Origin of the sequence: Mesorhizobium montanum, assembly GCF_033977145.1 — a bacterium.
GTDB lineage: Bacteria > Pseudomonadota > Alphaproteobacteria > Rhizobiales > Rhizobiaceae > Mesorhizobium > Mesorhizobium montanum.
Map to the genome: position 1 here is coordinate 51,453 of NZ_JAVIJF010000020.1, position 23,364 is coordinate 74,816.

General features: G+C 57.7%; 18 protein-coding genes and 1 pseudogene. 2 read left to right on the forward strand and 17 right to left on the reverse strand.

Features of this window, described 5'->3' with window-relative positions:
* Positions 1 to 34: 34 nt before the first annotated feature.
* From RFM68_RS33665 to RFM68_RS24980, 8 genes are all read right to left on the reverse strand, one after another.
* On the reverse strand, positions 35 to 553 hold the full coding sequence (locus RFM68_RS33665; protein ID WP_430694924.1) for a holo-ACP synthase: 519 nt from the start codon (positions 551 to 553) through the stop codon (positions 35 to 37).
* Between the two features lie 16 nt (positions 554 to 569).
* On the reverse strand, positions 570 to 1,577 hold the full coding sequence (locus RFM68_RS24950; RefSeq protein WP_320235696.1) for a nucleotide kinase domain-containing protein: 1,008 nt from the start codon (positions 1,575 to 1,577) through the stop codon (positions 570 to 572).
* A gap of 190 nt (positions 1,578 to 1,767) precedes the next feature.
* A complete protein-coding gene (locus tag RFM68_RS24955) occupies positions 1,768 to 2,583 on the reverse strand; it encodes a thymidylate synthase family protein (protein WP_320235697.1) in 816 nt (271 codons plus the stop codon).
* A gap of 9 nt (positions 2,584 to 2,592) precedes the next feature.
* Positions 2,593 to 3,231, reverse strand: coding sequence for a C1 family peptidase (locus tag RFM68_RS24960; RefSeq protein WP_320235698.1), 639 nt, complete (start codon positions 3,229 to 3,231; stop codon positions 2,593 to 2,595).
* Positions 3,228 to 4,247: an ImmA/IrrE family metallo-endopeptidase gene (locus RFM68_RS24965; RefSeq protein WP_320235699.1), complete on the reverse strand. Its 1,020-nt coding sequence runs from the start codon at positions 4,245 to 4,247 to the stop codon at positions 3,228 to 3,230. Before RFM68_RS24965 ends, RFM68_RS24960 begins: the two co-directional genes overlap by 4 nt.
* Entirely contained in the window at positions 4,240 to 4,596 is a 357-nt protein-coding gene (locus tag RFM68_RS24970) for a helix-turn-helix transcriptional regulator (RefSeq protein WP_320235700.1), read from the reverse strand. Before RFM68_RS24970 ends, RFM68_RS24965 begins: the two co-directional genes overlap by 8 nt.
* Before the next feature lie 10 nt (positions 4,597 to 4,606).
* On the reverse strand, positions 4,607 to 4,978 hold the full coding sequence (locus tag RFM68_RS24975) for a hypothetical protein (protein WP_320235701.1): 372 nt from the start codon (positions 4,976 to 4,978) through the stop codon (positions 4,607 to 4,609).
* A 307-nt stretch (positions 4,979 to 5,285) separates the two neighbouring features.
* Entirely contained in the window at positions 5,286 to 6,392 is a 1,107-nt protein-coding gene (locus RFM68_RS24980) for a thymidylate synthase (RefSeq protein ID WP_320235702.1), read from the reverse strand.
* A 289-nt stretch (positions 6,393 to 6,681) separates the two neighbouring features.
* On the opposite strand from RFM68_RS24980, the gene RFM68_RS24985 reads away from it, so the two are divergent.
* Positions 6,682 to 8,973, forward strand: a complete 2,292-nt coding sequence (locus tag RFM68_RS24985; RefSeq protein ID WP_320235703.1) for a metallophosphoesterase — start codon at positions 6,682 to 6,684, stop codon at positions 8,971 to 8,973.
* On the forward strand, positions 8,966 to 9,610 hold the full coding sequence (locus RFM68_RS24990) for a dTMP kinase (protein WP_320235704.1): 645 nt from the start codon (positions 8,966 to 8,968) through the stop codon (positions 9,608 to 9,610). Before RFM68_RS24985 ends, RFM68_RS24990 begins: the two co-directional genes overlap by 8 nt.
* 254 nt (positions 9,611 to 9,864) lie before the next feature.
* Here RFM68_RS24990 and RFM68_RS24995 read toward each other — a convergent pair whose 3' ends face one another.
* From RFM68_RS24995 to RFM68_RS25035, 9 genes and pseudogenes are all read right to left on the reverse strand, one after another.
* Positions 9,865 to 10,593 carry a hypothetical protein gene (locus RFM68_RS24995; protein ID WP_320235705.1) on the reverse strand — a complete coding sequence of 243 codons (729 nt, stop codon included), beginning with the start codon at positions 10,591 to 10,593 and terminating at the stop codon, positions 9,865 to 9,867.
* On the reverse strand, positions 10,590 to 13,673 hold the full coding sequence (locus RFM68_RS25000) for an HsdM family class I SAM-dependent methyltransferase (protein ID WP_320235706.1): 3,084 nt from the start codon (positions 13,671 to 13,673) through the stop codon (positions 10,590 to 10,592). The genes RFM68_RS24995 and RFM68_RS25000 overlap by 4 nt, the downstream gene beginning before the upstream one ends.
* Positions 13,674 to 13,723: 50 nt before the next feature.
* On the reverse strand, positions 13,724 to 14,461 hold the full coding sequence (lexA, locus tag RFM68_RS25005; RefSeq protein WP_320235777.1) for a transcriptional repressor LexA: 738 nt from the start codon (positions 14,459 to 14,461) through the stop codon (positions 13,724 to 13,726).
* A gap of 573 nt (positions 14,462 to 15,034) precedes the next feature.
* Positions 15,035 to 15,256: a hypothetical protein gene (locus tag RFM68_RS25010; protein ID WP_320235707.1), complete on the reverse strand. Its 222-nt coding sequence runs from the start codon at positions 15,254 to 15,256 to the stop codon at positions 15,035 to 15,037.
* Positions 15,253 to 16,854: a hypothetical protein gene (locus RFM68_RS25015; RefSeq protein ID WP_320235708.1), complete on the reverse strand. Its 1,602-nt coding sequence runs from the start codon at positions 16,852 to 16,854 to the stop codon at positions 15,253 to 15,255. The genes RFM68_RS25010 and RFM68_RS25015 overlap by 4 nt, the downstream gene beginning before the upstream one ends.
* Positions 16,845 to 19,850 (reverse strand): DUF8727 domain-containing protein, encoded by a 3,006-nt coding sequence (locus tag RFM68_RS25020; RefSeq protein WP_320235709.1) that lies wholly within the window; start codon positions 19,848 to 19,850, stop codon positions 16,845 to 16,847. The genes RFM68_RS25015 and RFM68_RS25020 overlap by 10 nt, the downstream gene beginning before the upstream one ends.
* 78 nt (positions 19,851 to 19,928) lie before the next feature.
* Entirely contained in the window at positions 19,929 to 20,759 is an 831-nt protein-coding gene (locus RFM68_RS25025; RefSeq protein WP_320235710.1) for a site-specific integrase, read from the reverse strand.
* 419 nt (positions 20,760 to 21,178) lie between these two features.
* Positions 21,179 to 22,210, reverse strand: coding sequence for an IS110 family RNA-guided transposase (locus RFM68_RS25030; protein ID WP_320235711.1), 1,032 nt, complete (start codon positions 22,208 to 22,210; stop codon positions 21,179 to 21,181).
* 884 nt (positions 22,211 to 23,094) lie between these two features.
* Positions 23,095 to 23,196: pseudogene (locus RFM68_RS25035) on the reverse strand (proline racemase family protein); the annotation flags it as partial.
* Positions 23,197 to 23,364 lie beyond the last annotated feature (168 nt).

The following is a 23,364-nucleotide window of genomic DNA, read 5'->3' on the forward strand; positions in this document are numbered from 1 at the left end:
ATCTCACTCCCTTAAGACTGGGCATAGCCAAGAGCTAGATTGCAACTCCTTCGATTATGACTGTGCAAGAAAGATATGGGCCGAAGATCGCGACATCGATCTGAAACTTCGGCACGTGTTTCGGGGGCGCCATACGACGTAGCCGCGTCCAAGCAGGCCCTTGAAGTGAAATGTGGAAACAATTACCGACGTCGGAAATGCAGATGTCTCTCGGTTGCACGCCCCCGGAGAAGCCGCAGCCCAAGGCTTTGGCGCAAGCTTCCTTGCAAGCAAACCCTCGAGCGAACGCAAAACCCATGTCTGCGACCCCTAGATATTGCCTGCGCTCCTTTGTAGTGAATACCTCGCTTAGCCAGGCATCGCCGAGCTGGTCGACTGAACGTCGGACGCGCTCGATCCGACAAAGATCAATGCCAACGCCGATAATCACGCTAGCTTCGTAGCATACATGGGCCGACGGCGCGGCAGCCCAGACGCGGTTGAGACCTTCCACCAGACTCTGCTGAGAAGAATGCCGCGCTCGAAGGACAAATTGGGATGGAAAACATTCCATTCTGTGCCTGTTGCAGTCATGCGAAGAGCCCTTTGCCAAGTCTCAGTTGCTGAGACGGCTGCAAATCGGACGCTGGCATATCTGCCTTCAGGTTCCATCGTGGAGGGAATACGGGGGAAGGCAGGGGCTCGGTGCTCGGTCGATAGATTTGTTTTATTCGTGTTCGCCCCGTTAGGCCTGCAACATCCGGGTGCGCAACCCTCGCATATTTGGAAATCTCACAGAAGAGGTTTTGGCAGTCGATCGGCTGCAACCGCCGACCGAAAAGCGACTGAAACGATGTGCCCGCTCTTTCGAACGCGCTCTCCTGTTGATCGCATACCTGATGGATGACGTCCTCCGCCGTCAACCTTCCGATGGAATAGAAGCACTTGGAAATGCCGTCGAGTGCGCCCGGACCAGCCACGACGAATGATCCTTCGTCGTGGTTTAGCAGCTCTGAATAGTTTAGATCGATAGCATACTGAAACGCTAAGAACGGCCCGATCCCAGAATAGCGGCGCAGAAGGTCATATACCCCGCTCAGGCCTGATGCCTGCCGAATACGATCGGGCAGCCCATCATCCATCATCGCCTTGAGCAGGGCGAGGTGATTCGCGTGCTTCCGACGATGTCCGAAGACGGGCGCGGGCATTATGTAGGCCGCCGAATAAAGGCGTTTCCCGCGGGCCATGTTGTGGTCGAGCACCTTGATGATGGCGTTGAAGTCTGTGCGGCTGTAGCTTAACGGGCCAAGTTCCCGTTCTAAGGCAGCCCACGTCTCGACCTTGTTGAAAATCTTGAACAACAGCGTGCGAAAGAAAAGTTCGTCGGGCGTCTGCTGGCGGTCTTCGCGATACTGGACGTCACGGATCAGAAACTGGCTGACTCGATCGCTGGCCCGATAGGCATTCGTGAATCGATAGGTGAGCAGGACGGAGTCAACCGTCCAAGGCGCCGGCTCACCCGCCAGGCGCCGGAAATAGATCGCTTGGCGTTCGGCTGCAAAGCGCCAAAAAGTTTCAAAAACCGGTGTTGGATCCATAAGCTCTGAAACACTGGAAGGCTGGGGCGGCGAATGACGATAGCGTGGCTCGCTGGTTGGCCACTCGTGACGTTGAATTTAGATTCGGAAGTAAGCTTAGCCGAAAGGACCTCCCGGCTGAAGGCGCGCGGACGCGATCGTGTGAACGTTGGCTATGAAGAGATTTATGATCTGCTCGCAGGGCAGAAAGTCACGACGCCATAGCAGCTTCTGAGTTCCGGTAGATCGCTTGGCAATCCGCGATCAGGCCCAGCGCCTCGCCTTTGGTCCAATGCCCGCCTGACCCTTCGCCCGAACCGCTATCGAGTCGCGCGAAGGTTGAGTTGATCGTCAGGCCGCCGAGCGTGAGCTTTGCCTCGCGGGCCAGGAAGTACTGAAGTCGACCGAGACCCACGAGATTGCCCAGCAGGCGACGGATGTAGTAGTGCGAGCGATAGGTTGCGTTGAAGCGGATCCGGCCGTCATGCACCTTTATGCTGAGATGGCTTAGGCAAGGGCCGCCGTAAAGCCGCTTGCGGTCGGTGACGGCGTCATAGATCGCAATCTCATCCTCAAATGGGCGCCCGGCGCCGAGTTCGAACGAAGCCCGATATTTGCCGTGCTTGACTATTTTTTCAACGATGTCTTCCAGGGGATTGAACGTCTTGCCCTCGAAATCTCGCTGGCGAAGGATGCGGTGGGAATATGAACCCCAGTTGCCGTCAGTCCGCGCCTTCTGGATAGCCCGCAGCTTCTCTGGGAAGTCACCAAACAAACCCGTCGCGCCCCTTCGAGCATATTCGTCCAACGGGAAGATGGTCTCCGCAACGGTATGAACGCCGAAGGCGCCGTGAGAGGTTAGGAAGCTATCAACGGCCTTGTAGACAGCGGCGTCGGCCTTCGAGAGTGCGGTCGGCTGTTCGACATGGAGGAAGACGTCGAAATCTTCGCCGCTCGGTTGCTTGGCTATGTACTCGACAGCCTTGAGCCACACCTCGGGGGACGTTTGGCCTGTGATCAATTGCACTTCGACCTCCTAGATTAAGATAGCGGTTTCATGCAACTGTCGCTCGACGTAGCCTCGTGGCAGCCAGCCGTGGCCACCAAGGCCCCAGCGATCGCCCCAGCTGTTGCGTATCAGAAGTGCGGGCAGGCCGTTTGAGTCGGCGCCGTAGCCGACTGCCAGGACGGCGTGGCCACCTCGTTCAATGTCCGGCCTGACATCGGCTACCACGGTCCCCGAGGCATCGGGGCGGTAGAACGCGTCCGTGATGACCAATCCAAGGACTACCGTTGCACCCGTGTCGAGGGCGGCGATGATGCCGTCAAAGCCAAGGTTGCCCGGCGAGAGCATCGCCTTGTGCAGCTCCGACTTGATCGCCGGCGGTAGCCACGGCGTGACCGGATCGGGTGTATAAGGCCATGCTGCTTCGACCGGCTGACCTTCCTGGCAAAGTGCGGCAGCTGCGGCTGTCATCGTGGCACCCAAGCTGGGATTCCGATTAGGCATTTGCGCGACCGCGTGGAAAAACAGATATTCAACACATAGGTGTTCGCCGGCCGCTGTATGGGCCTCGTGTGCGGTCGAGGCCGCGAATGCCAAGCAGGACGGTCGCCGCCCTTGATGCCGGACGGCGAGCAACCGATGACGAAGATCGACGGTTGGCAAGATCAAGACGTGAGCCCTAGTCTACGACGGTCGGCGCGGGAAAGGCCCCCGGCTTCGGGGCCTTGCAGTGACAGCCCTAGAGCGAACGATGGGTCGCTCTGCTCATCCGGTGCCCAAGGCTGGCTCTCTCGCAGCCTGACTGCGCCGGTACCATTTTCGGGTGGGCGTGCGATCAATGTGCGCAGGGCGGGCGCACCATAGTGTAGTGGATCACGCGAGAAGGCAGACTCGTCGGAAAGGATTGCGTAGCCTGCGCGGCGCAGGGCGTCGACCTGCCATTGATGTCCGCTGCCCGAGGACTCTTCGAGTTCTATCCGGAGCAGATCGTCGGGATTGCCGACGAGCCGGGCGCCATTGTCCTTGGCGGTCAGACGCCACACGTCGGACCATGACGACCCAGGACGGAAATTACCTCCCAAGCGGGACTTGAGGTTGGCAATGCGCGTCTTCAGCAGCTCATCGACCTCTCCTCTAGGCAGGATCTGATGGCTGAGCAGACCCCAGCACGTGGATTCGTAACTTGCACCCATGCGCAGCGAGAGCTGATAGACAATATCGGGGTTGCGAAGATGACGGGCCACCGTCCAGCCTTGAGCGCGGATATGGTGGCGATAGAGCCAGCGCGGCAGGACGAATTCGGCTGCGAAGGCGTCAGCAGCGACCTCCTGCAAATCGCGACCGCCAGCTGGCGCAAGCGGGCCGCGCTCGAGGATCTCACGATCTATGCTGCCGCGGTGCTCCAGAACCACATGACCGAGTTCGTGAGCCGCCGTAAAGCGTTGGATGTGCAGGCCACGTTTAGTGGTTACCATGATCCCACGAAGGGGAGACGGAAGGCATAAACCCAGCGCAGACGTCAACGGTTTGAATACGAGCGGAATGCCTAGTTCGCCGATTGCCTCGAATACGTCGATCAGGCCGGCACCTTCAGTAACTCGGCGCGGTAAGTCGAGGTCGCTGTGCACCTGCTTGGCAGCAGCTGCGGCTTCGAGCCGCGCAGAGGCTGCGGGTGATCTAGCCACGAGGTCCGCTCCGCGGCCTGCGATGTTGCAGAAATTCTGCGAAACGCAGCAGCTCAGCCCGATCCTCGGGGGAAAGCTCGGTTGCCGCCCGAGCGAGTGCTTGGACGCTTTCAGGCAGCGGCTTGGTTTGTGCGACGCCGGTTAGGGCTTCTATCGACTGTCCGTAGACTTCGGCGAAACGCGCGAGTTCGACCGCATCGATCTTCCGGCGGCCATTCTCAGCCAGCGAAAGCGCCGAACGCGACAACCCGACCGCTAGCGCAGCCTCCTCTTGTTTCAGCTCCAGATACTCACGCGCTTGGCGGAGGCGATCACCGATGTTGCGCCACCTGTCCGTGTCCTCGCTCATCCAGCTGTCCTCACGCGGGTTCCATCTCCCTTTCGCTTTTACGCTTCTTCACCTTGATGTCGCCGACAAAGACCTTCTCGAGCTTGGGTACGATGTCAGCGATCATATCCGCGCAGCTATCGTAACCGCCTGGCTTGATGATCTCGGGTGGCAGATCCATTTCGAGTACCTTCTTGGTGACAGCCCTTGCGTCTAGGACGCGTTTGGAATCGATGGCCGGGCGCATGCCAATGATCGATCCTCCGCTACCGGCCGGCGCGCTGGTTTCGACAGAACCATCGATCGCCTCCACTTCTTGTTCGAACCAAGTTTCCAGCCCGGCAACAAGCGTTGAGACCTTGCTCGCAAAGAGCTCCTTCAGTTCCTCCCTGCTCGCATTCATCGCTGCGCTCCATGTTAGAATATCTAACATAATACATATTCTGTGTGCGGAAAGTCAACAGAAATCTGGTTCGCTGTCGCCGCTTCGTTGTCAACTGACGACGCCGCTCAGTACGATGAGCCGCGGTGTTTTCGCAAATGCTTGGCTATAAGCCTTACACTGCGCCAGACCCGTTTTGCGGCGCCAGCCCTTCGCGAGAATAGCTTAAAACCGGGTTGATACGGGTTAGCTCAGAGCATTCAGAAGGCTCACGGCTCTTGTCATATGGTACGTGGCGTCAGCTAGCTGGGGGCTCCCAAGGCCACACTTAGCCGGTAACCGCGGCCGACAAACGAGGTTCCAACGCGTCGGTGGCACCGAGGCGGCCGCCCCGTTGCGCCGTTGACCGGTCGCTAGCCCACAAGGACCAAGCCTCCCGAAGGAAACTGTCTGTGCAAGCGTCCACTGCTCGGTCTGCAAGCTCAAGCCATCCTCTCCGCCGAGCGCTATCGGCAGCCGCAATCCGGAGGAGGTCGGCATGCCCTGCTGGGATATTGCTTGCGCGAACGATTTCGTGGAAGCAGTCCTTCGTAAGGCGCGTATCGGCCAGTTTGTCCAGAAGGTCGACGCATCTTCCGAGGGTAATCGCTGCAAGATCCTTGGTCAGTGCGATGCGGCATTCGCTAGGTGGAAGCGAGGACGGGACTATTGAGAACTTGCCAATGTCGTCTTGATAGGCGTGAAGGCTGTCAGCGACCAGGACAAACTCACCAACCTCCAATCCAAGGCATCCAGCCATGTATTCTTGGACAAAGGTAAATTGGACGAGATTGTAAGGAGTGCCCCGAAAAATATCGTTACTTCGCATGATCTGCATCCATTCGAGACGGCTGTTTCGAACCTTTAAGATGGAGCACACGTTGCACGGTACGTCAGCAGACACTGGGTTTCCGTTAGCTGTTGGGAAATCAGAGCGCGGATCCCAAATCTGCAGGACGACCTGTCGCGAGGAAGGTGATGCCGACAAGGCGTCCAGGGCTCTCTCGATCTGGTCGAACCCGAAAGCCTGACGGAGCCTTCGACCGTAAGCACCGGCGTAAGTTGCACTCCGCCCGGCGAAGCGAGGCAGCGCTGGATTCCAGAAATTCACGAAATGCGCGTCATCCCTGCCGCCAAGGATCCAAAACGTCTCGGCGATCGCGAACGCTGGATTCATCGCAGGACGCCGGGACGTTACCCAACGTTGCCGAGGATCAGTGATCCGAAGCGTCGCATGCAGGATTTCTGCCGTTTGGCCGCCACGGCCGATCTGAGGCTCGTGGCGCCCATCCACAACGGCCTTTGCAGCTCGAACCCATGCCGCATCGGCAGAGTGCCCGCCGAAGAACGGGAGCGCTTCGAGAGAGGGCAAGTGTTCCTGGTGATTGTCGATCATCTTCTCACGTCTTTTTCGACGCTTCCGCTCCATGGCATTGCCAGCCGCTCCATGGCATTGCCAGCGTCGCACAGAATCGGTGAGCCTAGAACAGCCATTAGAGACCTCGATCCAACATCGTGCAAGGTCCGTGCTGACCACCTGCGAGCGGAGGCGCTGGCGGCCTCGTCCCATATTACGGTTTCCACACCTTTCTTGCGCTATCATCTTTGTCGTTCTCGCCGATTTTGATTGCGGCGGAATAGTCTGGCAGACATTCGTTATATCGACAGGGGGGGCTGGACGGCGCATGGCGACAACTGCAACATTCCTACACGTGACTGACACTCATCTCGCCGACGGCTACTCGAGCAATCAGGCAGATCATAAGGTTCGGATCGACGGAATAGCGGTCACAACGAAAATCGAAGCGTTGGGCGTGACCGCGGAGCTGCTGGCTGAGCGCCTGAAAGAGGAGAAGCGTCTTTTGGACGGCATTCTCTTCACCGGCGATGCGCAGGACAAGGCGGCTCCGAATGGCCACGCCGAGTTGCGCAGAGTGCTGGCCGGCACCCTTTCCGGGGTGATGCAGCCGCATTGTCGTTTCGTGGCCACTCCAGGCAATCACGACGTACCGCAAGGGAGCGACCCCAGCGGTGAGCTGCGGTACGCAGAATTCAAGTGTGCCTGGCGTGATACGAAGCCGCCAGCTGTCACTCCTTGGCTCGATGGGATCGACGCCTCTCCGATTGCAAGAGAGGCTTACACAGATCACAGCTTGCTTGCCCCCGACGGGACCTGGGCAGTCTATCCCATCAACAGTTGCAATTGGTCGCACACGCAAGTCAGGCTCCCGGAAAAGGTCGAAACCGCCTTCGCTCAGTTGGTCAGCAAACTTGATAACCTGGATGCTGCGAGTGCGCCCTCTCTCAGGGAGCTGGTAACTAACGACATTCGCAAACCTATTGAAAAGCAGTTGCTCTACGATATTGCTCGCGTCTCCGAAGACCAGCTAGCGGCCCTGAAGCCTATCATTCGAGCCGGATCAGGGACGCAGAGGCCGCCTTTGCGAATCGTCCTTCTGCATCACCATCTGATGGCTCCCACCCTGCGCGAGGAGATAAGGCCCTTCGCGGATATCACCAATCTCAGTGCGCTGCGAACCTATCTCCGGCAGAGCGAGATCGACATTGTCATCCATGGGCATAAGCACGTAGATGCCATTGCCTACGACTCCGTCTACGATCATGGTGCAAGACAACAGACCGATCCCCGCCGTCTGCTGGTTTTGTCCGGCGGAACCTTCGATGGGGCTTATGATCACAGTTCAATGAGCCTGATCGGAGTAGCGGGCCTTCCCGGAGCCCCACGAGTTGAGGTCGAGCGCATCCCTTTGGGCCGGCGAGGCTTCGATTTGGCGAAGTCCTCACTCTACACAGCTCGCCTATGGCGTACAAATGAGCAGATCCCCGGCGGTCCCGTTGTCATTCACGGTAAGGACATTGATGATGTTTATGCTCGTGCGGTTCGAGCTGCGAATGAGGAAGCTCACATGGGCATGCTCATCGTCCATCTCGATCTGCCTCAGCCTGAATTAGACAGGGACGGGAAACCAAAAAGTCTTCCGTTTCCCACCGCCTACCCAAATCCTGACGAGACACCGAACGACGAGAAGGTGCAAACCACTGCGGCATGGGTGGACGACCTCGCCTCGTGGTGGCAACTTTCCAGATCAACCCTTGAATCTCGCATCCCGTACATCCACGGTACACGACTGAGGCGCTTCGCCGGCCGTTTCGATCAAATCAAACGCATCGTGTCGCTTCTTAAGTCGTATAGCGGGACCTCACGGGCTGTCGCAGTTTTGATTGATCCCCTACGCGATTTTGGCCCGACTGGAGAGGGCGAAGATTTCGCGTCCTTCTGTCTCGTCCAGTTTCGCCGACGCCCTGGAAAGCAGGACGGAAACTACCTTGACTGCACGGCGTATTACCGGGCACAGGAATTTAAGCACTGGTGGCCAATAAACGTCGCGGAGTTACGACGCCTCCAGGTCGAAGTCGCTAACCAGGTCAGCTGTCATCCAGGCCGCATCACGACGATCGCGGCTGACGCCCGGGCCGTGGCGGCCCGCTCACCCGGCCAAGTTGCGGTTCCGGTCGTCGATAGATGGCTCGACCAGGCCCCTGAGAAACTCATGGTCCTCGCTTGCCTGCTGTGTGGCGTCAGCGACACCTGGGGCGCCGGCAACGTTATCGAGGAATGGCGTGACTACCTCAAGTCGCAGCGCCGATCTGCGGATCCGTCTGCGTTCAACCCCGATGGTTGTCCCGTTGCCGTCAATGCTCTGGAAGTTTTGGCTTCATATATAGAAGCCCATTCAGGTGCGGCAGACGACATTCGGGAATTGGCCGATATGCTTAGGAGGCTGGCACGGGAGAATAGAAATTACGAGGTCTCATCGAAAGACCGCAGTGCTTTCGACAATTGGTCGCTTGGCATCAGGCAGCTCTGCGAAGATCTGCTTACAGCCATCCCAGTCGCCTTGGCTGATGCGGATCAAGTAGGGCCTGCCAACACCGGATTAGTCACCAATGGGTGAGTCCGAACATCAAACGCAACGCAGATTGCCGCAACCTCGGACCGGCCGGTTGGTTGTGCTCGAAGGACCCAATGAGGTCGGCAAGACCACCATCTCGCAGGCACTTGCCCACTGGCTCAACGAGCGGGGGACTCGCAGCGAAGTGCATTCGTTTCCTGGACGCTCTCCAGGCTCTCTTGGGCTTCATGTACATCGACTTCACCACACGCCTCGTGAGTTCGACGTCCAAGGGGTTTCGCCCACAGCACTTCAAGCTTTACACGTAGCGGCTCACCTGGACGCGATCGAGAGCATCATCCTCCCCAAGCTTGGATCCGGCATCAATGTGATCCTCGATCGCTACTGGTGGTCGACGGTCGCATATGGGACCGCGGCGGGGGTATCGAAACGCTTGTTGGAGAGTCTGATCTCAACGGAGCTAATCGCATGGGGCGGTCAAGTGCCCACCCTCGTTGTGGTTCTTGACAGGGACACGTCGGTTCTGCGGGTTGAACAGACCAGTTTCATTGGGGCGGTTCGCGAACAATATCGAAACCTTGTACAGTCGGAAAACAGGCGTTATCCCACGTATATAGTCAACAACGACGGAACAGTCGAGAACACCACCGCAAAGATCGCGTCGCTCTTGGAAGCGTAACCGCGCAATGCGCTTCTTGCTTCATCGGCTTGACCTCACCCGAGATACGCATGTTACTTGGGGATGAGGCGCAGCTGCTTCAGCACAGTGTCAACGACATGACTTAACCGCGACGGCAGCCAATCGGCCCAATGCTGGATTCGACCGAGGTATCTCAAAGGGCAAAGCGTAATCAGTAGCCAAGCGCGGTGTGTAAGAGCGAAGTCTACCAAACGATTGGGTCAAATATTCGAAAATCTCAGCACTCCTTTGCGTCATAAGCATCTATGCCACGAATGAAAGAGACGGATTGGGCTGGCGCCTCCCTTATTCTGTGGCCACTGAAAATTTCGTAGATGCGTCGTGACGTGCAACCACTCGGCCATGCAACTGCAGGCTCCATGTGCAACAAGAGTCATAACGGTGGGCTTTCCAAGTAGCGAATGCAGGGGTTCCTGGGAGAAGACGGGGGCGAGACTAGCGGAAAGCGTTTTTCCGTCACGAACATAACCGACCATCATGCCTTCTTGCATCGCCCAACTGTAATCGCCGTTGACAAACCGGAACACACCCATACTCCCATAATGCTTCTCCAGCGGGTGCGCCTTGTCGACTGGTTTGCATTCAACGAATAGCGCGTCCAAACTAGAGAGGGCGAGTGGGGCATCTCTCGCAAGGTCGAAGACGAGATCTGGTTTTTTGCTGGGGTGCTTTCCATCAAAATTTGTGACCTCGGCGCCACGGCGAACTTTCTGAAAAATGCGTTCGTCGAAGCCAGCCACTTTGCCAGTCTTTCGGAGATGATTTTCCAGTATCCATTCCAATTGTTGGGTTATGGCATTTTCTGGGGCGGATGAAAGTTCAAAACCTGCCGGAGGCGCAACGCGCAACATACAGAACGCCTGTGCGATCGCGTTGTGGGCAATCAACAGGACGGAATCGTCCAGCGCCGGATGCGGTAGATTATAGTCGATACCGTCAGCGAAGAACCCTGCAATGCTCATCGGCGCCGAAATGCCCCCAGATGCTGCCGAACAATATGCAGTCCGCACAAACGAGCTCGGCTCTTACTCCAGAAACGTCGCTGATTGAGTAGCCCAATAAGAAGTCCCTGCTGCTCCGTTAAGACCATGATCACGCGGCTGGCCGCAGTGCGGTTGGCTTCGCGCATCACTTTCGAAACCAGCCCCGGCGAAACGTTGGAAGGTACGTCTGCCGGTGCAAGCACAATGAATCTCCACGAAGGCATCCATGTGTCCGCGGGGTCAGCCAATGTCTCGATACGGAGTTCGCCAGCAGTAGGTTCTACAAACGGCTGCAGCATGTCCTGAAGATATCGGCAAAACTGCTCGCAGTAGCTCCCATCGGGCGGCAGGGCAGCGGGATCGCGAGAAGATCTGTAGGGTGCGCCGAATTGTATGGTGTCGCGAACCACGTCGACATCATGCTCGCTCAATCCGTACAAGGCGAAAATGAGATGGTCGATCCTATCCCAGGGTCTGACACCGTCCGAAGCGAGCTGCGTTGACAGTGCGCGGACCTGGTGTTCCTGCGGAACCGTCAGACTCGATGGCTCCACGAACGGGAACGCATCCAGTTCTTCCTTGAGGATTGTGCGATAGCTTGCACCTATGCGCGAGCTGTGCGTGAGACTGTAATGTTGCCAAAGCTCGCTATGAACAACTAGGTATAACAGCCGCGCCGCAATTTCTGCATCTGGGTGTTTAGATGTGGAGTAGCCGTAGTAACTCTTGGAGAACGCAACCGGCCGCTCTACCGACAGGAATGCCTTCGGTTGCTCTCTGGTCTCACCCGGGGTCTGTGGGATGATGACCAGTGGTGATCGGTATAGTGCATTTTCTCTTGGCCTGTTTGCTGTCTTGCGTCTGTGCTTAGTCTCCCACCGGTCGAAACTTTCGAAGTCGACGGCAAAACCATTCGCAGGCGATTCGAAGTCCGGCAGATCAAGAAGATGCGGCGCCGGAACTTGAGAAAGTCCGGCAGAGATGTTGTATCCTTCTCCCGATATGAGTCCGGCTCGAGACCACACCTCGCCGACTGTCGACAGGCTTCGGTCCTTCACTTTGTCCCATACTTCAATGTCGAGGACGGTGCCAACACCGAGCGCCTTGAGAGTCCATGGTCGATGGAGGGTGTCGGCAAGCGACACGGGCTGGGCAGATTGATAGTCAATGCGAAACTCTGCCCGCTTAATGAGCGGGTTCTCGCGCAATGGCGTTACAAATTGGAACTGATGCTTTGACGTTGCAGGCGCATTGCGTGCGAACAACAACATAAAGGGAACGTCCATGTTGCGCCAAACAGGCGTCTTCTCCAAATCGGATGCGTTGAGGATTCCCGTGACCGTCAGGCCGCGGAAGAGCGCTCTGCGTGCCTTTTTCCCAGCGTCACTCTGCTTGAGAATGATCCGAGCGGGTAGCGCAAATGCAATCATGCCGCCGGGCTTCGCCCATTCGGTCGCACGCCAGATAAATGGCAAATCCGGATTATTGTCTGGATTCTCGTACTCGTCCGCCGAGAGATCCGGAAGATTCCGCGCTTTCAACGCCCGCCGTGTGATTGCCGTGAATGCCCGGTTGATCTCCGCATAGCGTGCCCGATCAGCGGCCTTCTCCGCGGGAGTCTTGGCTTTCGACCTTAGGCGTGTCCATGGCGGATTACCAAGGACGACGTCGAAGAACGCGTCAAACTTGCTTGGAACCGCTGCAGACAAGCTCCCGAGAACAAACCCTCGCGTAGAACTTTTTGCGTCCCGGCTATCAAAATTGAACAGAACCTCGTCCTGCAACGCGCGAGGGAATTTCAGAATCTTAGGCGGTCGCGTCGTGCCATTCAATTCGATTGCCGTGATATACAGCGCGAGTGCAGCAAGACGAAGCGCGGACTCGCTCACATCGAATCCACGTATCTGCTGATAAAGGATGCGGTGAATGGTGTTCTTGTCAGGTCGTTGACCCTCCTGCTGCCAGTGCAATCGCACCAAGTGCCTGAACGCCAGGACCAAGAACGCGCCGGCGCCACATGCCGGGTCGAGAATGACTGCATCGTGCGCATTCTTCACTCCGGCAAGCGCCTCCTCAACGAGGAGTTGGGCTATATTTTTCGGTGTATAATGGACACTCGTCTCTTCGGCGTGCACCTCATTCCAGCGGCGGCTAAAAGTTTCGTAGACCTGGCTTAGGACGCCTATCGGAATATGGGCAAAATCGAAGTCGTCCCAATCGATCTTCGTCTGGAATGTTGAATCGCCAAGGTGCTTCCAACCACGCATGATCGCTTGCAGATGAAGAAAGATCTTCCCGTCAGTCTTCTCGTGGGCTTCGAAAAAGAACTTTTGATACGCGGCAAGCCGTTTCACTGGATCGGCATGTGCCACTTCGTCCACGAGCGGCAACAGATCGCCGTTGAATGTTTCGTCGAGCCAGCATGACGTCGCAGCCGCGCGCTCGGCATCGGAAAAGACATCTTTCAAGTCTCTTGCACTTGGCGAGATCTCGTGGAGCTCGGCTGGCAGAACGATCCTACGGTCGTGGAGAAATCGGAAAAACAAAGCTCGCCCCGCAACGGACAACACTTCAAGCGGAGACATGCACCCAGCGAGGGCCTCGCCTGCTTCCGTCAGCAGTTCGTGGATCTCATCGAACACATAGTCGGGAGCGGTGGGCTGTCCCTCAACGCTCACCAAGCCTGTTGCCAGGCCTTGAAAGAGCAGGGGATCCGGGCTCGTCAGCGAGGCAGGCTTCGGTGTTGCATCATCTAGCTCCGCGCGACTGAGGTTAATCGGATAGAGCGTCAGTTCGCCGGGCCGCACAACGCCTAGCACCGCATGCTCACTTCGGTTTGCGAGCAACTGGCCGAGGTCGCGCACTTGCGCGTCGCTCGGCTGATCGCGATCCGTCAGGCCATCCACCAGGTAGAGGATCGGACGACCCTGAAACTCGGCGACAGCATTCGGCCACAAATCGTTGGCGCGTCGGCCCGACATCAGATCCAGGTAGTTGAGATGGGCGGCGCTTGGTGGCCCGTCGAGCGCGATCAGCTCTGGGCAGCCAATCTTGTTCATCTCGCGTTCGAGCTTGGCAAGCGAGGGTGAGGGAGACGGTTCAGCCACGTTCACACCGTCCGTAGAATTCCAACCAGAACACCCGCGACGCGCAGCGCGCCGGCGTTGAATTGGTCGAGAACCAGATCAGGAAACTCCGAGTTCTCGGCCTGAAGCCGAATACCGTCACGGATTCGGAAAACACGCTTGAGGGTCGCTTCATCGCCGACGAGAACGGCAGCAATTTCGCCGTCCGTGACCTCCGCTTGGCTGTTCAGGATCGCGATGTCGCCGTCGAAGATACCTGCGCCCTCCATACTACTTCCCCCAACACGCAACGCAAAAAGACGGGTGCCCCGCAAAAGCGCTCGCGGCAACGGAATCCGAGCTTCGATGTTCTCAATAGCGTCATTTGGGTTGCCAGCAACGATTCGGCCTAACAGTGGCACTCGTACGAGCTCGTCCAAAGAAGAATTTTCGCGATCAATGCGAATTCCACGGGCGCGACGTCGTTCGCGTTTGAGATAGCCCTTTTGCTCGATCAGCCGGAGATGTTCGCGTGCAGCATTTGGGCTTCTAAACCTGAACCGACCGCAAATCTCCTTGAGAGTGGGCGGTGCTCCGGCCGTGACCATGCGCTCTTCAACATATTCAAATATTTGCCTTTGCCTAGGCGTCAGTTCCCGGTCAGTGCTCATGCCGCCAAGATACTGTAAAAATTTACAGTACTCAAGGGTGGTTTCCGCACAAGGCACGGGCTTGACGCGGGAGCCATCGCTGATCTGGCTGATGCCCCCCTGCAGAGCCACCAATTTGTTTCAGCAGACCAATGACACTGGCGCCGTGTGGGCTTTGTCTCCTGCGGAACTTTGTCTCCTGCGGAACGATACGGAATGATACGGGAGGTTCCCCGATACATGCCCGCGAAAAACTCAATAAAATCAATAGCGCTGGTTTGTCTCCAGGGCCACCAGAACAACTGATTAAGTGACTGATTTTTATGAGTTTTTCAGATATGACCCGCGGCGCGGAATCGAACCCTAGTTCTGGCCAAGTACTGATTTGGTCGCACGTCCGCTACACTCCGCCGAAGTCGGGTGTTTCCGGGATCAGAATTGGCCAATCCAACCAAGCGGTTGGACCTGGTTGCCGAGAATTTGAATCAGGCGATCCTCAACAACTGATTCAAGGTGGGTGTGTGAACACAGAAGCGCTTCGGATCTGTCCTGAGAAGGTCTACGAGTGATCCTTGTTAATCCAGGCGAGATGACTGTTTTGCGCCTCATTTCAGTTATTTCGGGTTCGGCCTAGCGCCAAAATCGGACATGGCTAGGCAGCGAACTGACATCCGTCATCTGCTTCAAATGTCGGTCAGATAAATTTCAAACGATCTCACTCTTTCGACCCATGGTCAGTCCTCTCACTGCGGATATGCGTATCACAGCGGCAATGAATCCGCTATCAATGCCGGGTTCGCCGCGGTGGCCGATGCCATCGTGCATTCGCACCTCCTCGGGAAGGCGCTTGCAAAACTGTTCGTGGAGCCAGCGCGCGTAGCCTGCTGTGGCTGGCCAGATCTCAGGATCCTTGTCTTCGTCGATCAAGCGCTGGACATGGATGTGCGAATCTCCGGTGCCACCACGAAGAGCAAGCCTTCCAATCGACGGCTTGCCTCCCGGTCTCCCAATGGACTCGGACAAAGGAGTGTGCAATCGCCCGCTCCCGGTAGTCGCTGAAGATCAACCCATGCGCTTGCAGGCGAGGGAAATATAACAAACCCCCCCATCGGGTGGCAGCGTACGACCTGATCTTCGATAGACCAACCCATGGTCCTTCTGTACCGTTCGACCGTAAATGGCTTTGCGTCCGCTTTCTCGACCTTCTTGCCGTGGTGCCTTGGGCTTGCCAGGCTGGCGTCACCAACCATCAGGAACCTTCCATTTGGCGTCGTGATCCTCACCAGATAGTCGGGAGAGCAGCGCATCTCCAATCCGAGATAGGGCCGCTCAGGGTCGAGCTCCTGATTGCGCGCGGCCCATTCCAATGCAGGGACATCGCGTTCATGAGCGGGCGGAAGCTTCTCGTAGTCGACAAATACGGGTTCGGGTTCAAAGTCCAGTTCGATGACGATGTCATCTCGCTTCAGACGCCAGGAGCACGATCTGCCTAAATTGGGCCCATCCGTTAAACACGACCCTGAAAAGCCAAGCCGTCGGAGCTCCTTCACAAGCCAAACGGCTCCCCATAGCTCCCACAAGCTATTGAGAAAAACGGGCGGATAGTGCGATCTTGACGATTCAATATCGGAAAGTGCTTCAGAAACTGGCGGAGCGAAGGCGCGCAGAAGAGTTCGAAGACGATAGTCACGCTGGAACAGCGGACTGGGATATACGACAGTCGCCATCTCAGAGTCATTGCCGAGGCGGGCCAAAGTGCTCTTCAGGCGTTCCAATCGTTGTTCGATCAAGGATAGCTGTCTTATCTGCTCATCGAGCTTCACTTGCCTTCCATCAGGGTTGCTTCGACCGCCTTTCGACCGAAGCGACCGGAGTTCGATTGCCACGCCGCCGGCTGAATCTCGCAATTGACCCCACCTGCGCATTGCCCAATGTGAGACTATTGCATTCTCCGCCAGCGGAACGCCGCGTCTGGAATGAGGTCCAAGTTCCTTGAACGGGTTGCTGCGTATCGAGAGCGCGGCACGCAATTCCTCATCGAGACATCGAACAAGTTCCGACGGCATCGCCATCCGGCTGCCGCTGCTGCGGCGGCTCCATGATCGCTCGGGACGTTCGGCGATCATGTCCCAAGCCGCCGCGAAACCAACTTGCTCCTCGATGTCCTCGACCATGGCGACAACGTCACGGTAGTTCAGAAGCGATGTTGGAATAACGTAGCAGCGTAACGCGCAATCCTTGGGAACTTTCAGCGGGAGGCTCATTTCGCCCAAACGGCGCTGCCTCGCCAATTCGGTTTCGAAATCCCAGCGCTGCCATTGGGTGCCATCCTGGACTGGTTCGTCCAGAGATTGTAACTTGGTGTCGCCTCTGGCCATCGCGAGGCGGCCGCGGGTCAAAATGTCAAGATAGGGGTGGTCGTCGCGGATGAGGTACCAGATGTTCGGCTGCCATGGATACTCAACGCCAACACCGTCCGCGCCTACCAGGCGGACGCTTTCGATGATGGTGCGATCTACTGCCAAGGCGAGATGAATCCCAGGCGCGCTTGCTGACGCGCCAGCTTCAATCGCCGCCGTGTTCTGGGGAGTTCCTCAGCGCCCTCCACGACCTTTTCCAGCGCGTCCAAGGCAGGTTGCAGCTGATCGAACGCTCCCGACAGTTTGACCAGGATTCGACTTGCAACCAGACGGTCCACCAAATCATCTCGCTCCAAAAGGCCCTTGCCCTGAAGATCCAAGCTATGGTGAAGACTGAGCAGCGCCTTGATATCGGAAAGGACACGGCGGGACGGCAAAAGATCATGCCGCAGCTCATGCTCATGAACCGCGACGTGTAGAGCGTTCAGAACGTCGTCGACGCGTCCATCCGTGCTTGCACCGCCGATCGATACCATGGGCAGTCCCGGTAGTGCTGGTATGGAGGCTAGGTTCGAAAGTCCTGTTGGCGCCTCGGCATTCCATGAGACTTGCGAAAGCTCCAACAGGAAGCATCGGTCCAGGACCTTTGGCGAGGGTGGACGCGACGAGTCGTCGATATTCAATGTTCCAAAAACGCGGCATGGAGCGATCTTCTGCTCCTTGGCGATAGCGCCGTGTCCACCGTCCAGGGCATGAAAAAGCCGAGACAGATAATATTCCGGCCGCGTCAGGTTGAATTCGTCGAAGAGGATCAGATGCGAAAGGGTGTTCTTGTCGAGCAAGGGATGCAGTAGTCCCCCGCTGTCAAACAGAACGGCGTCGTTTTCCCAGTGCGCTTGCACAGCGACTTCATGAAACGTCTCGCCTCCTTTTTTGCCAAGCACGCGCGCTATAAGGCGCACGAGCGTTGATTTTCCACATCCAGGAGGTCCCGCCAGGAGCACGATTGGCCTAACCGCGAGCGCAAGCAGAGCAACGACAATGTCGTCGAAATTCAGGTGGGGCTCTGCTTCCTTGACGGTCTTTCTCAGTGACGCGAGCGCGTGAGAAAACTCCGAATCCGTAACCCGTTCACCCCAGTCGAAGCGATCGTCCTTCTCATGCCTGGTATCGCCTGGGGGTGGCAAACCAATCGCTGTAGCGGTCGCCTGTACCTCAACGGGTTTAAGGTTGTCGCGAACGATTCCGTCGTTGCCCTTCGCTACAACGCCGCCATCCGGCATGTCGTCAGATGACATGCCTGTCGGCAATGAGGCTTCTGAGGCGCTTTCGTCGGAGATTCGTTGAGGAGCGGAGCGCTCATGGACATCCAGGCTGGTTGCTTCCGAAGCGACTTTCCGTTCAGCAGTCGCCGCGGATCGATGAGTGTCGCTATCGAGTCCATCGCGCATGACGCGCTCGAGCTCTTCGGCCGCGATCCAGCCACGGTTGGCGGTGACCGCGACGATCTTGGACATGCCCAAATCCAATATCACGTCGTCGGCGGCATCGACCGCCAGTACTCCTGGATCCAACGGCCCATCAAAGGGGTCAAGCGCAGGCTCCTGCCGCCTTCGCAGTTTATAGGCATCGATCCAAAGGTAATCAGTTCCATCTACCTGCTGAGAATGAATCTTTGCGCGCTCACGAGACGGATCCCATTCGAGCTCCATCTTGCCAGGGGACTGACGTACGCGCATGGCGCGAAATTGACGTCCTTGGCGAGCGGACACGCCAGCAGCCAGTCCCGGGACCAGCCGCATCTTGGGCTGTGAGCCCTTTGCCATTGCGGGCAAGCTGTCGATTGGGCGTCTTCCGCCGTCGTCTACAAACGGATCATTTGGATCAAGCACCGCAAACTGTTGTTCGCGGTCGGCGAATTGTTTCACTCCTAGGAGCAGGGGATAGGGAAGGGTCGATTCAAGCGGAGCGGCAAAAACGTCGCTCGGTGGTGCGTGCGGTTCGCGCAAACGCGGAGGGTCGTAATTGTGAAGAATGTGGGCCAGACCGCCCGCTGCTGCCGCAATTGCAAAGGAGCCGCCAACGCGGAGAACCTTTGCCCGGTGGCCATCGGGAAACAGGGTCCCCATCATCGCATCTTCGAAACCGGGAAGCAAGCTGGTACCTCCGGCCAACAAGATCGTATCAATCAGTCGATGGGCATCAGTCGGAGCGTTCACGCCAAGCTCCTTGAGCCGCTCCTGACTTTTGCGCTTCGCGGCTTCCGACGAATTCTGGTTGTCGTAGAGCCGCTCGCAGAGTCTTTCAAAAAGGGGGCGCAATTCATTCCACAGCTCGCCCGAGACCGACACGAGTGTATCTCGATCAATGGTAAGCTGCCCGTTCGCCGACGGCGCTTTGAACGAGATCGTCTCCCCGCTCAGGCTTGATCGTACCTTTGCCTTTTCGATTTCACGCAGAGCCAAATCGGATACGGGCACTCCCAGGACTTCGGCGAGACGCAAATCGACCCAGCGGCCAGCATGACTGACGCTGTCGCCACGAAGCGCACGAAGCCGCAGATCGCGCTGTGCGCCCGTTGAATCGAGATCGACGATCGTGCGATCGCGTCGGCTGAGGATCAAAGTCATGTTGGCGGTTGAAGCGCCGACATCAACAACCAAAAGTACGTTGTTTTTCCCAGCCTCGAGTTCCAGGTTTCGCTGAAGCAGCCGGAAATATTCGGCGACCATCTCCGGCTCTGGCATGACCGTTATTCCGGGAATGGCTGCCTCGACTGCATCCCTGTACCGGGTACGCGTCTTGTCGTCGGCGATCGACGGCATCAAGGCGTATTTTCGACGGTGCTGACAGTCGGGTGGCAGCCTTTCGAGAAGCTTTCTTAGATATTCCCGGAAGACTTCGTCCCGCTGCAAATTTCGGTAGGGCGTACGCGGATCCTTTCGATCATAAATGATCTGGCGCACCGCATTGCTGTCGTGCAGCATCCAGCCCTTTATGTCGTCCAGTTGGTAGACCCAGGCCGGATCCTGGGGAGGCTCCAGTTGCAAGGTCCACTGATTGCGGTCCTTCACCGTCGGGTCGGCGATAATGTAGCACCGAGAGGGATAGAAGGGCTGACCGTCGTGTTGCAATAGGAACTGGAAAGCAGGCTCGGGCATGTTTTTGGCTATATTTTCGTGGTCGAACAGCTCTGACGCTTCACAAGTTGGGTGAAAATCAAATCGAAATCGGGGCGGTCAAGTGATGCTGATCTCATCGAGATGTTGATTGCACCTTCGTTTCGCCTGGGCAACTCTAAATTGCTGTGCTTTTGACATAGTCCACACCGAGTTCGGCCCGCTGCCACGGCACGACGTGTGCGGCCCGACCCGCTTGGCGATGCCGGCGGCCTGTGCCGCCTCGACGACGATGCGATAGAGCTGGCGGGTGCTGATGGGCTTCATCGCATGCTGCCCCGGGAACAGCCAGCCGTCGCGATGCATCACGCCCTGCTGGCGTCCAACCTTCCACCACTGACGCAACAACAAGAGCAGGTCTTGTGACAGCATGGCGTTGCGATACCGGCCGCCCTTGCCGCGCTCCACCCGGATCAGCATGCGCTCGCTGTCGATGTCGGCGACCTTCAGCGCCGAGACCTCGGCGACGCGCAAGCCCGCGCCATAGGCAACCGACAGTGCGGCTTGGTGCTTGAGGCAGGTGGTGGCGTTGAGCAGCCGGGCGACCTCGTCGCGGCTGAGCACCACCGGCAGCTTGCGCGGGTGCGCCAGACGAACAAGCTTGCGCGCCAGATCGGGACGATCGACCGTATGCGTAAAGAAGAAGCGCAGCGCTGACACGATGCTGTTCATCGTCGGCACTGGAACACCGTCGTCCTGCTGCTCGATCTGGAACCGGCGCAGGTCGTCGGTTGTCGCTGTATCCGGCGACCGGCCGAGGAACGTCGCCAGGCGTCCGATGTCGCGCAGATAGTTGCGCTGCGTCTCCTGGGAGAAACGCCGCATGTTCATGTCGTCGATCAGCCGCTGACGAAGTGGACTGATAGGTGCATCAAGAACGGGATAGGGCATGGTCAGGCTCCTTGTTGAAGAAGCCCGTGATGCTCTGCCGCTGCCGAACCACCCTCAATGCGAGCGCGACGTCCGGCTCGTGATCTCTACCTCACCCCACGCGCCCATCCCGCGCAGCGGGTCGTCTAATCGCCCGACCGTCAAGGGGGTAGGTGCAAGGCAGTCGTCCTTTTTGCCGATACTCGTTCGTATGCCGGGTACAGGGTCGTCTACGCGGTCGACACAAAGCTGATCGCCGCAGGATGAGTTTCGCAGGTGAGATCTTCCTATGTTCGTTGCGCAATCTGCTAAACGAGGCAGTTGCTTCCCGCTTCGCGGAATGATCTCAGCCACGTCCCGGCAGGGACGGCTCGGTGCGTCCTGTAAGAACGCTGTTGGTTGAATGGCCTGACGGAATCGTCGCAGGGAGCGTCTGAAGATCAGGCAGCGGCGTGCGTTCCTCCGTGCGGATCGAATAGCTCGCCCGTCCGGAGCATCGCATGCATGATCACTGCCAGCTTGCGCGCCAGGGCCACGGCCGCTCGCTTAAAGCCGAGCCGTTCTTTGAGCTCCAACGCCCAGGTTCGCAGGGTGCTGGTATCCGTCGACCGGTTCAGGATGACCGCGGCCGCCTCGTATAACAGTCCGCGCAACTGATTGTCGCCACGGCGCGAGATATGTCCGTCATTATCGACCTCGCCGGACTGGTAGCGTCTCGGGGTCAGGCCTACCCATGCGCCCACGGCGCGCGAGTTTCTGAAGTTCGCCGGATCCTCCACGGCTGCGGCAAAGGCGGTGGCTGTGACGGTGCCTACACCGGGCACTGACATGAGCTGACGGCAGTGCTGGTCCTCACGCGCCATCGCAGCCAGCTGCTTGCTCAGCTCTGCTGTTTGGTATCGGATATCACTCCATGCCTGGAGCATTGGCACAACGATGCGCGCCAGCTTTTCTTCACCCTGCAGAAGGTTGCGAACGTTGCGCTCAAATACGCTGCCGGCGCCTTTGGGCACGACGAGGCCGAACGTCTTCATCAACCCGCGGATCTGGTTGGATATCTGCAAACGCATCTTCAGAAGCTGGCGCCGCGCGGTGATCAGCGTGCGGATCAGCATGCTGTCGAAACCCTTGACCCGAACCTCTCGGTAGAAGCCGACCTCGGCCAGATGTGCTAGGCCATCGGCATCGTTCGCATCGGTCTTGTTCGCGGCCATGTTCAGCGCGGCCTTGGCATGCCGCGCGTCGATGCAGATCACCGGCAGGCTCTCTGCCGTCAGCGCATGGTAGAACCACACCGACAGCGGCCCCGTCTCGAACACGACCCGCCGCACATACGGAGCGCGCTTGCGGATCACCGCCGCGAGCAGTTGCGGGTCAGACGCGCACTTGCCCCGCCAAATCCTCTTGCCGTCCTGCCGGATCGATATTGCCGTCTCTTTCATGGATACGTCGAGACCGATATACTGCTTCATGGCTGTCCTCCGTTCGATGCCTGGGCCCGGTGTCGATCGTGAGCCCGTTCTTCATCCTATCGGGGGACAGCCAGCCGGCTAGAGGTTCGAACATCGCCGTCACGTCTCAGGTGGCCACCGCTCCCGCGATTACGTCATGTTCGTTCACCGGCCCAATTCAGACATCCGCCGATGAGACAAGCTCCGGCGGCTACCGCACCAGTACGCCGCCCGGTCGGGGATGGCTTGGGTGCCATCTGCCAGACACCAGCAGGTTCGTCTGAGAATTGGGTTCGAGCGAATGAGTGCCGGAACCATACGGGACGATACGGGAAAGATCTCGATTTCTGCCCACGAAAAGCTTAACAAAATCAAAGATTTGAGGTCGTCCTCCGGGCCCACCAAAATCTTTCAATATCAAGTACTTATGGCCAACTTCGACCTGAAGTGGGCCAGTTCGCTTGTTCTACGCACGACTCAGTTCGATCGCTCTGGCATGAACATGATCCATGCCGGGGAGGACGATCTACGCCTGTCTATCTTTTACCCTTGCTCCTGTCCGTCAATCGGGTTGCGCATACCCATTCATAGCCCAACTGTTTCAAGGCTGAAAAGATCGTTGGACAAGAGGGGCGGTAAAAGGCGGTAACGGCGTGCGATCCGGGTGGTTTGGAGCGTCACATCGATAGGTCGGATCAAAATAAGCTGGTGTGAAAACAGCAACCCGTGTCCCAATGGTCATTGCAACTGCGTTCCTGACTTGGAAGCCAGCTTCCGCCGAACCGGCATTTATGGCCGTCGTTCTCGCCGCGCCTAGTGAACGACGCCTTTGCGCCCAATCGCGGTCGCTAAAGTCAACCTCTCCATCACCTGGAAGCGGACGTTCAGCCTCGAACTTGGCTCTATCACCGAATCTGGAACCCATGCGCGAGCGGATCGCGGTCGTCGACGAAGATCGTGTTGTGGCCGATGATCCGTCCCCAGCCACCGACACTGGGCTTGATACCTTTGCTCAAGCAATCCGTCTTCCAATAGCTCAATGGCGGATCGCGACTGCGCATCCGATTGGATGGCTCGAATAGGTTAGCCCGTGAATGAACGCCGCACTCGGATGGTTTGATCGGCGAAGGTCATCGAACAGGGTGCTCGATAGCATTGCGCCGCCAAGTGGAAAG

Excerpts from the sequence above, each read along its gene's own strand:
- RFM68_RS33665 (WP_430694924.1), bottom strand. The coding sequence starts at position 553 with ATGGAATGTTTTCCATCCCAATTTGTCCTTCGAGCGCGGCATTCTTCT.
- RFM68_RS24950 (WP_320235696.1), bottom strand. The coding sequence starts at position 1,577 with ATGGATCCAACACCGGTTTTTGAAACTTTTTGGCGCTTTGCAGCCGAA.
- RFM68_RS24970 (WP_320235700.1), bottom strand. The coding sequence starts at position 4,596 with ATGAGCGAGGACACGGACAGGTGGCGCAACATCGGTGATCGCCTCCGC.
- RFM68_RS24975 (WP_320235701.1), bottom strand. The coding sequence starts at position 4,978 with ATGAATGCGAGCAGGGAGGAACTGAAGGAGCTCTTTGCGAGCAAGGTC.
- RFM68_RS24980 (WP_320235702.1), bottom strand. The coding sequence starts at position 6,392 with ATGATCGACAATCACCAGGAACACTTGCCCTCTCTCGAAGCGCTCCCG.
- RFM68_RS24985 (WP_320235703.1), top strand. The coding sequence starts at position 6,682 with ATGGCGACAACTGCAACATTCCTACACGTGACTGACACTCATCTCGCC.
- RFM68_RS24990 (WP_320235704.1), top strand. The coding sequence starts at position 8,966 with ATGGGTGAGTCCGAACATCAAACGCAACGCAGATTGCCGCAACCTCGG.
- RFM68_RS24995 (WP_320235705.1), bottom strand. The coding sequence starts at position 10,593 with ATGAGCATTGCAGGGTTCTTCGCTGACGGTATCGACTATAATCTACCG.
- RFM68_RS25000 (WP_320235706.1), bottom strand. The coding sequence starts at position 13,673 with ATGAACAAGATTGGCTGCCCAGAGCTGATCGCGCTCGACGGGCCACCA.
- RFM68_RS25020 (WP_320235709.1), bottom strand. The coding sequence starts at position 19,850 with ATGCCCGAGCCTGCTTTCCAGTTCCTATTGCAACACGACGGTCAGCCC.
- RFM68_RS25025 (WP_320235710.1), bottom strand. The coding sequence starts at position 20,759 with ATGCCCTATCCCGTTCTTGATGCACCTATCAGTCCACTTCGTCAGCGG.
- RFM68_RS25030 (WP_320235711.1), bottom strand. The coding sequence starts at position 22,210 with ATGAAGCAGTATATCGGTCTCGACGTATCCATGAAAGAGACGGCAATA.